The sequence below is a fragment of the Pseudarthrobacter sp. NPDC055928 genome, assembly GCF_042270935.1.
GTDB lineage: Bacteria > Actinomycetota > Actinomycetes > Actinomycetales > Micrococcaceae > Arthrobacter.
This window is the reverse complement of record NZ_JBHJZH010000010.1, coordinates 132,015-146,457: the sequence shown is the minus strand read 5'-3', so window position 1 is coordinate 146,457 and position 14,443 is coordinate 132,015. Positions and strand designations below refer to the sequence as shown.

Below are 14,443 nucleotides of genomic sequence, written 5' to 3'. Positions count from 1 at the left end.
CTATGCCGTGGCCGGCGCTCCGAACCAGGTGGCGAGCGCGTCTCCAAGGCCCTGCCGGCCGGGGCTTCCCACCCAGGCCACGTAGCCGTCGGGGCGGATCAGGACGGCGGTGGGGGCTGTGACCGGCCCAAGCGCCGGAAGCTCCCAGGCGCCCTCGCATGTGGCGTCGACCAACTGGACCCGGTCCGGCCGCGGAACGGTGTCGAAGCCACCGGGCTCACCGAGGTTGAGCAGCACAGGCCGGGCATCGTGCAGTAAGGAAAAGACCCGCAGCGGGCCGTCGGCAGTGGCGAGGTCGAGATCGGGCATGCGGCGCCCGAGCAGCGGGTGGCCCTCGCCGAGGTCGTAGTGGATGTCCAGGCCGGACATCATGGCGGCGAAGCGTCTCCGTGGCTCGTCCATGCCCAGCAGTTCGGCCACGGTGTCGCGCAGAGCCTCGATGCGGTCATCGACGCGCATGAGGGCGACCTGCGCCATAGTGTTGCGAAGGACGCGGGCAGCGACCGGGTGGCGCTCGGCATGGTAGGTATCAAGGAGGCTCTCCGGCGACGTTCCGTTGACCACCTGGGCCAGCTTCCAGCCCAGGTTCGCCGCATCCTGCACGCCGGTGTTCAGGCCCTGGCCCCCGACCGGGGAGTGCACGTGCGCCGCGTCGCCGGCCAGCAGGACCCGTCCCCGCCGGTAGGCAGCGGCTTGCCGGGTCATGTCGGTGAACCGGGAGATCCACGTCGGGCTGTGGACCCCGTAGTCGGTCCCGTAGACGGCGATGAGGCCCTCACGAAGATCGCGAAGGGTGGGCTCGCCTGTCCCGATGTGCGGCTCGGTCAGCACCACGCCCACGGTTCCACCTGGCTTGTAGATGACCTCTCCGTCCTTGATTTGGTATTCGACCTTGCCGAGGGCGTGCGTGCCGGAGGGTGTGCGGCGGATGCCCAGTTCCGGTTCTTCGGTCATCTCGACTTCGGCGCGCAGGGAACTCGTCGTCGGATCCCAGCCGGGAAAGTCGATACCCGCTGCTTTACGGACCAGGCTGCGTCCACCGTCGCACCCGGCCAGATACGCCGCCCGCAAGGACTGCCCGTCCGAGAGAGCAACGTTGACGCCGGCTGCGTCCTGCAGAAAACCGGTCACCTCACGTCCCCGATAGAAAGTCACCGGCAGCTCACCAACCCAGCCGGCCAGGATGCGCTCGATGTGGTTCTGCCACAGGCCGAGGCCATAGTTGTGCCGGGTTGGAAAGTCACTCAGGTCCAGGCGGACCGAGGCGAAGCCCGCGACCTGGGCCACCTGCCCCTCAGCAAGGAACCGGTCGGCGATTCCACGCTGGTCGAAGGTCTCGATCGTGCGCGCGTGCAAACCCCCGGCGCGCGAACCGGGGAGGTCCTGGCTGGCGCGCCGCTCGACAACGGCAACGTCGACCCCCGCCAACGCCAGCTCTGCCGCCAGCATCAGCCCGGTCGGACCTCCTCCGGCGATCACCACGGCGTGCTCCGCATTCCTCGACACACTTTCAGTCATAGTGCTGCCCCCGTTTCCCTGCGTATTTGGCGTCCGGCGATTATGCGCCCTCCTTGGGGGCTTGCCGCAAGCCCCCATGGAGGGCATACATTGGAAATGGAAGCGGTCTGCGGATCAGCTGGGAGGCTGGCTTCACGCGCAACATCCCTGGGTTAGCCTGTTCCAATGAACCAGGAACTCACAGTGGACTTTCCGGGGCTCCGGTGGCGGCCGGCAACAGTATCCGACGTACCGGCCTGGGCGGCCTTGATTGCGCGGACTGCCGCCGTGGAGAATCCCGTCTGGTTCGAGCGGGAGGCTGACCTGCAGCAACAGGTGGAATCCCGGAAAAACCCGCCAGCCGAGAACACGGTGCTGGGCCTGGATGACGACGGCGTTCCCCGGGCCTATGCGCGGATCTCCCGCAACCCGGGGGGTGGGAAAGCCCATGGCTTCGGCTGCGTGGACCCGGACTGGCAGCGCCGCGGGATTGGCAGGGCGCTGCTTGGCTGGCTGGAGGAACGCACCCGGCGACGTTTCGCCGCGGACCTTCCCGACGACGGAACACGGCAAGTGCCATTGTTGAGGATTGGCACCGAAGAGCAGCGCCACAACCAGGGAAGGCTGCTTGAGTCTTCGGGGTATGCCGTGGTCCGCTACTTCAATGAAATGCACCGGCCACTCAAACAGCCGTTGCCGGGGAACGTCCTCGGCAACGGCCTGGAACTGGCCGGCATGGTGCCGGGCCTCCACGAGCCGGTCCGCCTGGCGCACAACGACGCGTTCCGCGACCACTGGGGAAGCGAGCCGCGAGACGAGGAGTCCTGGAATTTCACGGTGAACCACCCGCAGGCCCGTCCCGACCTGAGCACGGTGGTCCTGGACAGCAGCACCGGGCAAGTGGCGGGCTACCAGCTGGCAAGCCACGACCCCGACATTGCCGTCCAACGCGGCATCCGCGAGGGGTATACCGAACTGCTCGGTGTCCGGCGCGAATACCGCGGGCGGGGGATCGCCCAGGCCCTCCTCGCCGACGCCATGCGCCGTTTCACCGACGCCGGCATGGACGTGGCCTCACTGGACGTCGATTCGGAGAACCCCACGGGCGCGCTGGCCCTCTACACCAAGATGGGCTACCGGCCGGTCAACACCAGCATGGCGTGGGACAAAGAGGTTTAAGCCCGCTCAGCCGTCCACATCGTGGAGGTGGTGGACGACGTCGTGCAGGAAGTACTGCGCGAGTGTCAGTACCGTGAACTCCGAGCCGTTGCTGCGCAGGCCTTTACGGCCCCACTCTGCCTGCCTGACGCCGGCAAAAGACTCGGCGACCTGTTCGCCTTCCGCGGTCAGCTCTGCACTGACGACCGCCGGGTCGGCGTTCGCATAATCCTTCTCGACGGCGGTCTGGTCCTGGTCCCAGTTCTCGAACCGGGCGTCATCGGCGTCGAGCATGAGGTTCAGCCGCTGGTCAAAGAGGGTGAAGACGTCGCGGACATGGCATGCGTATTCGAGCGGGGACCACGTGGCCTCGTCCGGGCGGTCGGCCACGTCAGGGCGGCGGAGCACTGCCCGCCACCGCGGAAGCATATTCTGCACCGTGCCGGGAACCGTGGCCGGTGTAACGGTGGAGGCGTCGAAGGAGCATTCCGGGCACGGCCGGGAAAGGACCCAGGTCCAGTCTTTGACATCGGGAATGATAACCATGGCAGCAGTCTAGGCCGGATCCGGCCAGGCCATGGCAGGACCCACCACATCAACTGGCTGGGACAGCGGGATGCCCGAACCATCCCGCCTGCCGTGCTCCTGCGGCAGGGAACGGGCCACGCCGGACGACGACGATGCCTTCGCCGGACCGTGGCCAGCCCAGCCAAGGAGCAGTGTGTCTTCACCCTTGAGGAACCGATGAGCCCGGACCCCGGCGGTGGCGCGGCCCTTGGCAGGGTACTCGGCGAAAGCCGTCACCTTCGCTGCGCCGGGTGCCGTTCCGGGCAGCGCTCCGTTCGTTCCGGCGATGGTGACCACCACGGCGTCGTCGTCCCCGGGCGCCACCGCGCCGAAGAACACCACCTGGTCACCGGAGGCCAGTTTGATGCCGGCCATTCCGCCGGCCGTCCTGCCCTGCGGGCGGACCGTCCCGGCTCCGAAGCGGAGCAGTTGGGCCTGGCGGGTCAGGAATACCAGGTCCTCCTCCTCGGAAGCGGCGGGCGCAACACCCACCACCTGGTCCTTGTCCTTGAGGGCAATGATCTCCCAGTCCTCCCGGTTCAGGGGGTAATCGGGCTGGACACGCTTCACCACGCCCTGGGCAGTGCCGATGGCCAGGACCTGGTCCAGGGGAGCGAATGCCACCAAGGATTCGCCCTTGAGCAGGGTGATGAACTCCCGGGCCTGGACTCCGCCGGCGAGGTTCGGCAGGCCGGACATCGGGGGCAGGACTGGCATGTCCATGACCTGCAGGCGAAGCATCCGTCCCTGCGACGTCACGGCGGCAATTTCTCCGCGGGCCGAGGTTTTGACGACCGACAAAAAGACGTCGTGCTTCGACCGCGGACCCGCTTCCGCGAGGGGCTCCTGGTTGGACGTGCGGGCGATCTGCCCGGACGCCGTCAGGATCGCCCAGCAGGGATCATCGGCGATTTCCAGGGCCAGTGGCGCCGCCTTGCCCTTGCCATTGGGTGCAGCCAATGCAGCGGCCACCGTGGGGGAGACGGCCTCGGACTCAAGCAGCACGGTCCGCCGGGGCGTGCCGTACTTTTCGGCGATTTCGCCCAGTTCAGTGGAAACCAGTTCGCGCAGCCGCTCCTCGGAGCCGAGGATGGCCTCCAGTTCCGCGATCTCGCGGCGCAGTTCGTCCTGTTCCTTCTCCAGCTCGATCCGGGAGTACTTGGTCAGCTGGCGCAGCCGCAGTTCCAGGATGTAGTTGGCCTGGATCTCGGAGAGGTCGTAGATGGACATCAACCGTACCCGGGCAGCCGCGGCCTCGTCGGAGGATCGGATGATCTGGATGACCTCGTCTATATCGACGATGGCCACCAGCAAGCCCTCCACCAGGTGCAGTCGGTCTTTCTTCTTGCCGAGCCGGAACACAGTGCGGCGGCGGACGACGTCGATCCGGTGCCCCACATAGACCGACAGCAACGCCACCAGGCCCAACGTCTGCGGCTGGCCGTCCACGAGGGTCACGTTGTTGATGCCGAAGGAGTCTTCCATCGGGGAGTAGCGGTAGAGCTGCTGGAGCACGGCATTGGGGTTGAACCCGTTCTTGAGCTCGATGACCAGGCGCAGCCCGTGCTTTCGGTCGGTCAGGTCAACGATGTCGCTGATCCCGGTCAGCTTCTTGCCGTTGACGGCGTCCTTGATCTTCTCGATCACCTTTTCCGGCCCCACCATGTAGGGCAGTTCCGTGACCACAAGGCCCGTTCGCCGTGCGGAGAGCTGTTCGATCTCCACCTTCGCCCGGGTCTTGAAGGATCCACGGCCGGTGGCGTAGGCATCGCGGATGCCGTCCAGGCCCACGATCCGGCCGCCCGTGGGCAGGTCCGGGCCGGGTACAAAACGCATCAGGTCATCCAGCGTGGCGTCCGGGTGGGCGATCAGGTGCCGCGCCGCGGAGATCACCTCCACGAGGTTGTGCGGGGCCATGTTGGTGGCCATCCCCACCGCGATGCCGGTGGCTCCGTTGACCAGCAGGTTCGGGAACGCGGCAGGAAGCACGTCTGGCTGGGTCAGCTGGTTGTCATAGTTGGGGACGAAATCCACCACGTCTTCGTCGAGGTGGTCCGTCAGTGTCAGCGCTGCCGCCGCGAGCCTGGCCTCGGTGTACCGCGGGGCTGCCGGGCCGTCGTCGAGCGAGCCAAAGTTGCCGTGTCCGTCAATGAGGGGCAGGCGCAGCGAAAAGTCCTGGGCCATGCGAACCATGGCGTCGTAGATGGCGGTATCGCCGTGCGGGTGCAGCTTGCCCATCACCTCGCCCACAACACGGGCGCTCTTGACGTGGCCGCGGTCCGGGCGGAGGCCCATCTCGCTCATCATGTACAGGATCCGGCGCTGCACCGGCTTCAGGCCGTCGCGGGCGTCAGGCAGGGCCCGGGAGTAAATCACCGAATAGGCGTACTCCAGGAAGGAGCCTTCCATCTCGGACGTGACGTCGATGTCCACGATGTGCTCGGTGTAATCGGAGCTGGAATCCACTGCTGGGGCTGGACTTTGGCGGCGGGCCATGGGGCTGGTAAATCCTTCTGGGGTACTGGTCTTTGCACTGATTGGCGGCACCGGGGTGTGCCGCGGGAGTTTTTGGCTAGGCTAAGCCTATGGTGGATCAGCCCGGGGACGGCGTATATCCGGAATATTGGGAAGCCGATGTCGTCTTGCGGGACGGCGGAACAGCGCATCTGAGGCCCATCCACCCGGCCGATGCCGACGCCGTGCAGGCCTTCCACACTGGCCAGTCCCAGGACTCCATCTACATGCGTTTCTTCGCCTTCAAAGCCAGGCTCTCCAGCAAGGAGCTCAAGCGCTTCACGGAGGTGGACTACAAGGACCGGGTGGCGTTCGTGATCACCATCGGCGGCGAAATCATCGGGATCGGGCGCTACGACAGGCTTGATGACCCTACCGAGGCCGAGGTCGCCTTCAACATCGCCGACGCGCACCAGGGCCGGGGCATCGGCTCGATCCTGCTCGAACACCTCGCAGCTGCCGCCCAGGAAAACGGGATCCGCCGGTTCAGCGCCGAAGTGCTCCCGGAAAACCGGAAAATGCTGATGGTCTTCTCCGACGCCGGTTACGACGTCAAACGCCACTTCGACGACGGCGTGGTCAGCCTCGAGTTCAACATCGGGCCCACGGACAAGTCCCGGGCCGTGATGGAATCACGCGAGCACCGTGCCGAGGCGAGGAGCGTGCGGGACCTGCTGACGCCGTCGTCCATTGCCGTGATCGGTGCCAGCCGCAAATGGGGGACCGTGGGCTACCAGCTGCTGGAGCACATCATCGAAGGCGGCTTCACCGGTCCCGTCTACGCCATCAATCCCGAGGCGCTGGAACTCGCCGGGATGCTGTCCTTCGGCCGGCTGGCCGAGGTACCCGGTCCAGTGCAGCTTGCGGTCATCGCCGTCCCGTACGAGGAAGTTTCCACCGTGGTGGACGAGTGTGCCGCTGCCGGCGTCAAGGGCGCGGTGATCGCCTCTGCAGGCTTCGCGGACGACGGCGAACGTGGCCTCGCCCGGCAGCGCGAGCTTGTCCGGAAGGCGCGGGCGAACGGGATGCGCGTCATCGGCCCCGCCTCCCTGGGCATCGTTAACACCCACCCGGACGTATCGCTGAACGCGTCCATGGCCCCCACCCTGCCGCGGCGCGGCGGCCTGGGCCTCTTCAGCCAGTCAGCCGCCATCGGGGTGTCACTTTACGCCGCGTCCAGCCGGCGGCGGATGGGCCTCTCCACCTTCCTGTCGGCAGGAAACCGGGCGGACGTCTCCGGGAACGACATGATGCAGTTCTGGGAGGACGACGCCGACACCACCGCGGTGGCGCTCTACCTGGAATCGATCGGGAATCCCCGGAAGTTCTCCCGCCTGGCCCGGAGGCTTGCCCGCACCAAGCCGGTGATTGTGGCCAAGTCCGAGTCCATGGGCCTGCGCCTCCCGCCCGGGCACGCCGTCCGCACCACCCAGGCCCCTTCCGGTGCATTGGATGCCATGATGCGCCAGTCAGGCGTCATCAGGGTGGAGACCATCGAGCAGCTGATGGATGTGGCGCAGATCGTGGCGGGGCAGCCACTGCCGGCAGGCCCGGAACTGGCCATCCTCAGCAATTCGCAGGCATTGGGCAAAGTGGTGGCCGACAGTGCCATGGCCAATGGCCTGGGCGTGGGCTCCCTGGTCACCGGCCTGGACCTTGACGCCGGCATGTCCGTCGCGCTGCCTGCGTTGCGTCGCAGCCTCCAGGAAACGCTGGCTTCGGAGCACGTGCACGCCGTCGTGGCGGCCCTCCTTCCGGCCCGGGGCCTCACCGTAGAGAACATCGCCGGGGTACTGGCCGAATGTGCCGCTGAAGCCGGGAAACCCGTGGTGGCCGCGTTCACCGGAATCCTGGACCCCTCCATCTATGTGGAAGGCATGGTGGGCGAAGCACCGGCCATACCGTGCTTTTCCAATCCCGGGGCGGCTGTGGCAGCGCTCGCCGCAGTGGTCAGGTATGCCGAATGGGTTGCGCGCGACCAAGGCCATTTCGTGGAACCCGTGGGATGCGATCCGGAGGGGGCGCGTGCAAGCCTGGATGAACTGCTCGCCGATGTCCACGGTGAGCAACTCAAACAGCTCAACCAGGCTGAAGCCGCTTCCCTTCTGGCTTATTACGGGATCCGAGTCCTGCCCTCCCTCGGATTTGAAACAGCTGACCAGGCCGTTGACGCCGCGGAGGCGCTGGGGTGGCCCGTAGCCGTCAAAACCACCGACCCCGGACTCCGGCACCGTCTTGACCTGGGCGGCGTGCGCCTGGACATCGAGGACGCCGAATCGCTGCGCCGGAACATCGAGCAGATGCGGCGCTCGCTGGCACCCTATGGCGCGCCCTCACTGGAGGTGCAGTCCATGGCGCCCGTGGGGCAGGCGTGCACCTTCCGGGCCATCGAGGACCCGCTGCTGGGCCCGGTGATCTCCTTCGGCCTGGCCGGCGACGCCGTCAACCTGCTGGACGACTGGGCCCACCGGGTGCCGCCGCTGTCCGCTGCCGACGTCAAAGACTTCATCCGCAGCCCCCGGGCGGCCCGCAAGCTCTTCGGCTACCAGGGCCTTCCCGCGGTGGATGTGGGAGCCCTGGAGGAACTCGCCGGCCGGGTGGCGTGGATGAAGGACAACCACCCGGAGATATCCCTCGTCGAATTCAATCCGGTGCTGTGCGGAACGCAGGGCGTGGCAATCCTTGCGGCGGACGTCCGGATCGGGAACGCGGCACAGCGTACGGACAGCGCCCGCCGTGCCATGCTGGGCTGACCGCAGTTAGCAAGTCCCCGGCCGATCTGTGAAAATGGGGGAATGAGCTCACAGCCTCCCACGTCGACGCCTCAACCGCCCGGCAATGACAACCAGGCCACCCGACCCCACAGCTCACACAGCCACAGCGCCCAGGGGCAGAGCCTTGACGGTGCCCTCCAAAAGGCCGGCTTCTACCCGCGGCTGGTGGCCGACGTCGTTGACGACGCCCTGGACGGCCGCGACTGCGTAGCCCACCTGGTGCACCTGGAGACGCACTTTGACCGGGCCGAAGTCCGGCGCCACATCACGGTCCTGGTCCTCACTTCTGACATGCTGGTGATCACCCACGTGGACGACCAGCAGCTGGACGAAGCCGGCGAACAAATTGTCGCGCAGATCTCCACCGAATCCGTTCCCGTGGCCCAGATCCGCTCTGTGGTGCTCAGCTACATGTATGCGCAGCCGCAAAACTACAAGCCCTCCGATCCCGTGCGCGAGCTGACCTTGGCCATCGCCTGGTCCGGCGGCCAGCGGCTGGATATGGGCCCGGCCAGCTGCGGGGACCCGCAGTGCGAGGCCGACCACGGCTACAGCGGCACTATCGCCCAGGAGGACATTGTGCTGCGGATCAGCGCCGAAGCAGACGGACTCCAGGCCGTTCAGGACGCCAAGCTCTTCGCCCGTGCACTGCGGGCCGTCAACACTGGGTCCACCTCGCCGGTCCTGCACACCGCGCAGTCCATGCAGCCCCGGTCGCGTGCCGGTGTCTTCGGAAACCGCCTCAGCCGCGGTCACCAGCAGCGCTGATGCCCGGCCACGGGAAAACTGCAGTCCCTCCACCCCCGGCCGAAAAAGCAGGTACGGCCACCCTGCCGCACGCTCCCGCCTTCGGTCAGCGCTCCATCGCGGACGTGCTCACCAGCGCCGCGGCAAGCCTGGGCGTGGAAGGGTTCGCCAACACATTGGACCTGCCGCCGTCGTCACGGGTCTGCGTGGTCCTGGCCGACGGACTGGGCCGGAACCTGCTGAAGCAAAAGTCTGCCCACACACCGTTCCTGCGGTCCGTGATGCAGAACGGGCAGGGCTCTGTCCCCGTCTGGCTGGACTCCACTTTTCCGTCCACCACCGCAGCGGCACTGGCCAGTTTCGGAACCGGGCTGGCTCCGGGCCAGCACGGGATGGTGGGCTATGACGTCCTGGACGCGGACCAGGACAAAGTGGTCAACATGCTCGGGAACTGGGACGCCGGCGTTGACCCGCTCACCTGGCAGCCATTCCCCACTGTTCTCGAACAGGCCGCCGCGTTCGTCGACGTCACTACGGTCAGCCTGCCGCAGTTTGGTAACTCGCCGATGACCCAGGCAGCCCTTCGTGGCGGCCGCTTCATCTCCGGCACAACCTCCCATGCCCGGACGGGCTCGGCCGCAGAAGCCATGGCGGCAGCAGCACCTGCCCTGATGTACTTTTACGTCAACGACCTCGATAAGGCGGGCCACCGGTACGGTTGCCAGTCAGAACAATGGGAACACCAGCTCGAGGAGCTGGACGCGACCGTCAAGCGACTCAACGCCTCCCTTCCTGCCGGAACGACCGTCCTGCTCACCGCCGACCACGGCATGCTTGACGTCCCGCCGCAGCAGCGGATCGACTATGCGGCGGATCCCGCCCTTATCGCCGGCGTGCGGCACACGGCGGGGGAGCCGAGGATGGTTCACCTCTACTTGGAAGATGGCGTCGACGGTGCGGGGCGCGACCGCCTCCTGGATGCCTGGCGGAACCGGTTCGGCGACAGGATCTGGGCATTCACCCGCGAAGAGGCGGTGGCCGGAGGACTATTCGGTGCCCTGCGTCCCGCCGTCGGACCGCGGATCGGAGACGTCATGATCGCGGCGCGGGACGCCCTTGCGCTGTATGACAAGCGTCGCGTCAGGCCGGCCGCCATGGAGGTAGTGGGCCAGCACGGCTCGCTGACCAAAGCCGAACGCGAAGTCCCGCTGCTGTGCTTCACTGCCGAAGGCAGAAAGGCCGGACGTGGCTGAGCTGGTGTTCTTCTCGGGGACCATGGACTGTGGCAAATCCACACTCGCACTGCAGATGGACTACAACCATCGTGCCCGTGGGCGCGGTGGAATCAGGTTCAGCCGCAACGACCGCGCCGGCGGCTCCCGGATCTCCAGCAGGCTCGGCCTGGAAACCGACGCCGTGGAGGTTACGGACCACACTGACTTCTGGGACGAGGTGGTCACCCGGCGCACCCGCGGACAGCGGGTGGACTACCTGATCTGTGATGAAGCTCAGTTCTATTCGCCCCTGCAGGTGGAACAGTTGGCTCGGCTCGTCGACGAGATCGACGTCGATGTTTTTGCTTTTGGGATCACCGCGGATTTCCGCACGAGGCTTTTTCCCGGCTCCCAACGGCTGATCGAACTCGCCGACCGGGTTCAGGTCCTGCAGGTGGAGGCGCTGTGTTGGTGCGGACGGCGCGCAACACACAACGCACGCACGGTGGATGGCGTCATGGTGATGGAGGGTGCCCAGGTGGTGGTGGGCGATGTGGACATGGCTCTGGACCCTGCCGCGGCCGGTACCGAAGGCCAGCTGCCGGTAGTGGGTTACGAAACGTTGTGCCGCCGGCACTACATGCGGCGGGTCACTGCGCACGGAGCCAACATCATGGCCCAGAAGGACCAGTTGCTGCCGTTCGAGACGGACGCCTGCCTGTGGCGCGGTTCAGGCGGAACCGCGAGTTAGTCGCCCCTGGTCCCGAAAACGATCTCGTCCCAGCTCGGAATGCTGGAGCGTTTTGGCTTGGAAGGCTGCCTTTCGGGAACATCCGCATCGCGGTCGGCACGGCTGGCTGGAGCGGACTCGTCATGGGCGCGGCGCTGATTCCGGCCGCCCAGCAGTTCCTCAAGGCCAAAGCTGGCCCCTGTGTGCGCTGGATTCTGCGCCGGCGCTGCAGGAGGAGCAGCCTCCGAAGGGCGGGCCGGGGACGCGACGATGGTGACTTCGCGGGTTTCCGTGCTCACGCCGTCGTGCAGTTTCAGCACGTCGTCGCCGTCGTCTTCGTCTTTGTTGTGCAGGGGAATCAGGCTCAGCCGGGACAACATGGAGGGCCTGGCGTCGCGCCTGCGCGTGAGGGGATCGGCCTGCGCAGCCGGGGCGTCCGGCTCCGAGCCCGGTCCGGAGGGAGCAGCCTCGTGCTGCTCCGGTTCAGGCGGGACCTCGGACGGCCTCGGGTGGGCTGCCGGTACGCCGTGCGTGAGGAGCAGGGCCAAAGCGTCATCGGCGTCCTCATCCACACCAAGCCGCTGGCCGCGGCGGGAACGGAGCATGTCCAGCAGCCCGTCAGCATCCTTGCCAGGCTGCGGGACAGCCGTAGGGCCGGTGTGCACGCCGCCGGAATGGCGTGCGGCCGCTTCAGCGTCTGTCTCAAAATCAAAGGGCCGGTCCGAAACGGCCGTCAGCCGCCGCGCAGGGACAAGGCCGTCGAGGGGCTCAAGTTCACTGAGCTGCTGGGCCCAGCGGTTGGCGTTCTGCAGGGACTTGCGGGCGGGGCTGAACGTCCACAGGGCCGGTGGTTCCTCGCCGATGCCGGCTGTGCCATCCTTTTTTGCTTCGAAACGGGCAGCAACAGTCCAGCTGCCGTCAGGGCGCCGCCACGAGTCCCACTCGACTGACGACGGTTCGATGCCGTGCGCCCTGAGCCGGTGCGCCACCATGTCGTCCAGCGACGCCGGGTTGTCGCCAAAAGCAGAACGGTAGGCATCATGACCGGGGGAAGGGGAAGCCACCTCGATTTTCCGGGCCTGCTGGGCGACGTACTCGCGCTCGGCAAGAACGGGCCCCTCATACCGCTCAACCTTGGCCAGGGGCAGGCCGGAAAGCTCCGCCACGTCCGCGGCGGTTGCGCCGCTGCGGATTCTTGCCTGGATATCCCGCGGGGACATGGCAACGGGCGGCACGGCGGATGTTGCCTTGGCCGACGACCGGCTGGCTGCCCGCAATGCTTCATCGATCGGCAGCTGGAACATCTCGCCGCCGGCTCCGCTCAACAGGAGATGCTCCCCGTCGTCGTGTACGCCTACAAGCCGTAGATCCTGCATACAAATCCTCCACCCTGGCATTACTATCAATCGAAACTCTGCCACCCGGCAGTCCCTTTTTGGGTCAAGAGCTAGGGCGCGCCGCGATATTCCGGGCGTTTCCGGGCCTCTCCCGGAAACGGCGGCCCCAGCCACCGCCGTTCTCGGCCGGCCTGGCGAGGGGCCGTAGCAGACTCTGGCTTTTAGCTCCGTCTTGCGGAAAGATGTGCCCCACGCAGGGCACAAACGCATACTGTCCAGCGTTATGCAGGTGGTAAACCGGCCACCGGAACTGGAGCGAGGTTAAGAGGAAATGGCCACCGATTATGATGCGCCGCGTAAGTCCGAAGAAGACCTCAGCGAGGACTCCCTTGAGGAACTGAAGACCCGGCGCTCGGACAAGCCCACGGCGGTGGTGGAGGAGGACGAGAGCGATCTGGCCGCTGGCTACGAACTCCCCGGGGCTGATCTTTCTGGCGAAGAACTCATGGTCCAGGTGGTCCCCGCGCAGGCCGACGAGTTTACCTGTTCGTCCTGCTTCCTGGTCCGGCACCGGTCACAGATCGCCAGGGAAAAGGACGGCCGGTTCTACTGTGTGGAGTGCGAAGGCTGATCCGGGAGCCGACGCGGCGGACCGTTGCCGGCGGGCAACCGCTACTTGCCGGACAGGGCCGCTGTAAGTTCTTCGGGGCGCCTCGTGGACGTGAGCCAGTACGGGGTCCGGTCGGACGGGTCGGTGATTTCGATCCTGACCACGGGGTCGATCCAGCCTCTGATGCAGAGATAGGCCAGCCCGTTGAGCCGGGTGCCCCGCTCGGCCGTCGCTTCCTTGGCCCGGAACGGCTGCACGCTGCCGACGAACCGGCGTTCGATTGTTGCGCGTCCGACCGTGAGAGCGTCCTGGGTAACCGTGATGGTAGGGGTGGAGAGCACCAGCAGGACCGCCATGATGCCGAACAGGACTGCTGCCGCGGTGTATCCGGCGGCTGCACTGATGGGGGCGAACACCAGGATTCCGGCTCCGGCGATGCCGGCCACTATGATCCAAACCCACGGCGTTGGCCACAGTTTCTCCTGGAAAACAACCGATGGACTGGCGGAGGGGCTGTTGGGAACCGGCACGGCGGAGCTTGATTCGGGCATGCCCCCAGCTTTCCATCTTTGGGTGGCTATTTCATCTTGGCCCGGAACCGCCCAAGCTAGGCCGAATAAGCAGGCGGGCGTTAGAGTGAGTGACTGTGACTGACGAACTTGCCACGGTAGAAACCGCTTCCGAATCCCGGGCCCCTGCATTGCTCGGTGCCCCCACGCTGCAGGTACAGCTGAAAATGCTCGACGCCGGCCTGGAGGCCCCCTCCTACGCTCACCCGGGCGACGCCGGCGCGGACCTCCGCGCCCGTGAGGACGTGGTCCTGCGGCCGGGGGAGCGGAAACTGGTTCCCACCGGGGTGTCCATTTCCTTGCCTGACGGCTTCGTTGCGCTCATCCATCCGCGGTCCGGCCTGGCCACCAAGCACGGGCTGACCATCGTCAACGCACCCGGCACCGTGGATGCGGGTTACCGCGGTGAGATCTCCGTGACCCTCCTGAATACGGACCTGACGCAGGACATCGAACTGCGACGCGGCGATAGAATTGCACAAATGGTCATCCAACGGGTGGAGTACGCACAATTCGTCCGCGTCGATGAACTGGATGGGACAGTCCGGGGTGCCGGCGGGTTCGGCTCTACCGGCGGATTCACCCCTCCCACTGCCTGACGCCTGCCGCAGGAGGACCGGTACGCAGCGGACCGGCCGCGCGGCCGCCAGCCGGCACGGATCGAATACGGCAGCTTTTTACGGCAGCACCCAGGGTTGACGGCGGGACCGCCGGCCAGGCACATTC

At 66.5% G+C, this 14,443-nt stretch carries 12 protein-coding genes; 7 read left to right on the top strand and 5 right to left on the bottom strand.

Features of this window, described 5'->3' with window-relative positions:
- Complete coding sequence (locus ACFC25_RS13965; protein WP_376046075.1) at positions 1–1,518, bottom strand: FAD-dependent monooxygenase; 1,518 nt, start codon at positions 1,516–1,518, stop codon at positions 1–3.
- Between the two features lie 165 nt (positions 1,519–1,683).
- Here ACFC25_RS13965 and ACFC25_RS13960 point away from each other — a divergent pair, with 165 nt between their 5' ends.
- Positions 1,684–2,676: a GNAT family N-acetyltransferase gene (locus ACFC25_RS13960; RefSeq protein ID WP_376046072.1), complete on the top strand. Its 993-nt coding sequence runs from the start codon at positions 1,684–1,686 to the stop codon at positions 2,674–2,676.
- Positions 2,677–2,682: 6 nt separating this feature from the next.
- Here ACFC25_RS13960 and ACFC25_RS13955 read toward each other — a convergent pair whose 3' ends face one another.
- Together ACFC25_RS13955 and ACFC25_RS13950 are read right to left on the bottom strand one after the other, a co-directional pair.
- A complete protein-coding gene (locus ACFC25_RS13955; RefSeq protein WP_376046069.1) occupies positions 2,683–3,201 on the bottom strand; it encodes a DinB family protein in 519 nt (172 codons plus the stop codon).
- Between the two features lie 9 nt (positions 3,202–3,210).
- Positions 3,211–5,718 (bottom strand): DNA topoisomerase (ATP-hydrolyzing) subunit A, encoded by a 2,508-nt coding sequence (locus ACFC25_RS13950; protein WP_376046066.1) that lies wholly within the window; start codon positions 5,716–5,718, stop codon positions 3,211–3,213.
- 89 nt (positions 5,719–5,807) lie between these two features.
- On the opposite strand from ACFC25_RS13950, the gene ACFC25_RS13945 reads away from it, so the two are divergent.
- The 4 genes from ACFC25_RS13945 to ACFC25_RS13930 are packed head-to-tail and all read left to right on the top strand — an operon-like array spanning position 5,808 to position 11,222.
- Positions 5,808–8,489: a GNAT family N-acetyltransferase gene (locus ACFC25_RS13945; protein ID WP_376046063.1), complete on the top strand. Its 2,682-nt coding sequence runs from the start codon at positions 5,808–5,810 to the stop codon at positions 8,487–8,489.
- A 42-nt stretch (positions 8,490–8,531) separates the two neighbouring features.
- Positions 8,532–9,278: a DUF5998 family protein gene (locus tag ACFC25_RS13940; protein WP_337347798.1), complete on the top strand. Its 747-nt coding sequence runs from the start codon at positions 8,532–8,534 to the stop codon at positions 9,276–9,278.
- The gene (locus tag ACFC25_RS13935; protein ID WP_337347799.1) at positions 9,278–10,510 is read left to right on the top strand and encodes a nucleotide pyrophosphatase/phosphodiesterase family protein; all 1,233 of its coding nucleotides are present in this window, start codon (positions 9,278–9,280) and stop codon (positions 10,508–10,510) included. Before ACFC25_RS13940 ends, ACFC25_RS13935 begins: the two co-directional genes overlap by 1 nt.
- The gene (locus tag ACFC25_RS13930; protein ID WP_376046059.1) at positions 10,503–11,222 is read left to right on the top strand and encodes a thymidine kinase; all 720 of its coding nucleotides are present in this window, start codon (positions 10,503–10,505) and stop codon (positions 11,220–11,222) included. The genes ACFC25_RS13935 and ACFC25_RS13930 overlap by 8 nt, the downstream gene beginning before the upstream one ends.
- Here ACFC25_RS13930 and sepH read toward each other — a convergent pair.
- Entirely contained in the window at positions 11,219–12,577 is a 1,359-nt protein-coding gene (gene sepH, locus ACFC25_RS13925; protein ID WP_376046056.1) for a septation protein SepH, read from the bottom strand. The genes ACFC25_RS13930 and sepH overlap by 4 nt on opposite strands.
- A 292-nt stretch (positions 12,578–12,869) precedes the next feature.
- On the opposite strand from sepH, the gene ACFC25_RS13920 reads away from it, so the two are divergent.
- Positions 12,870–13,169 carry a DUF4193 domain-containing protein gene (locus tag ACFC25_RS13920; RefSeq protein ID WP_337347802.1) on the top strand — a complete coding sequence of 100 codons (300 nt, stop codon included), beginning with the start codon at positions 12,870–12,872 and terminating at the stop codon, positions 13,167–13,169.
- 41 nt (positions 13,170–13,210) lie between these two features.
- On the opposite strand, the gene ACFC25_RS13915 is transcribed toward ACFC25_RS13920, so the two are convergent.
- Positions 13,211–13,699 carry a DUF3093 domain-containing protein gene (locus ACFC25_RS13915; protein WP_376046052.1) on the bottom strand — a complete coding sequence of 163 codons (489 nt, stop codon included), beginning with the start codon at positions 13,697–13,699 and terminating at the stop codon, positions 13,211–13,213.
- Between the two features lie 95 nt (positions 13,700–13,794).
- Here ACFC25_RS13915 and dut point away from each other — a divergent pair, with 95 nt between their 5' ends.
- The gene (gene dut / locus ACFC25_RS13910; protein WP_376046050.1) at positions 13,795–14,316 is read left to right on the top strand and encodes a dUTP diphosphatase; all 522 of its coding nucleotides are present in this window, start codon (positions 13,795–13,797) and stop codon (positions 14,314–14,316) included.
- The last annotated feature ends 127 nt before the right edge of the window (positions 14,317–14,443 follow it).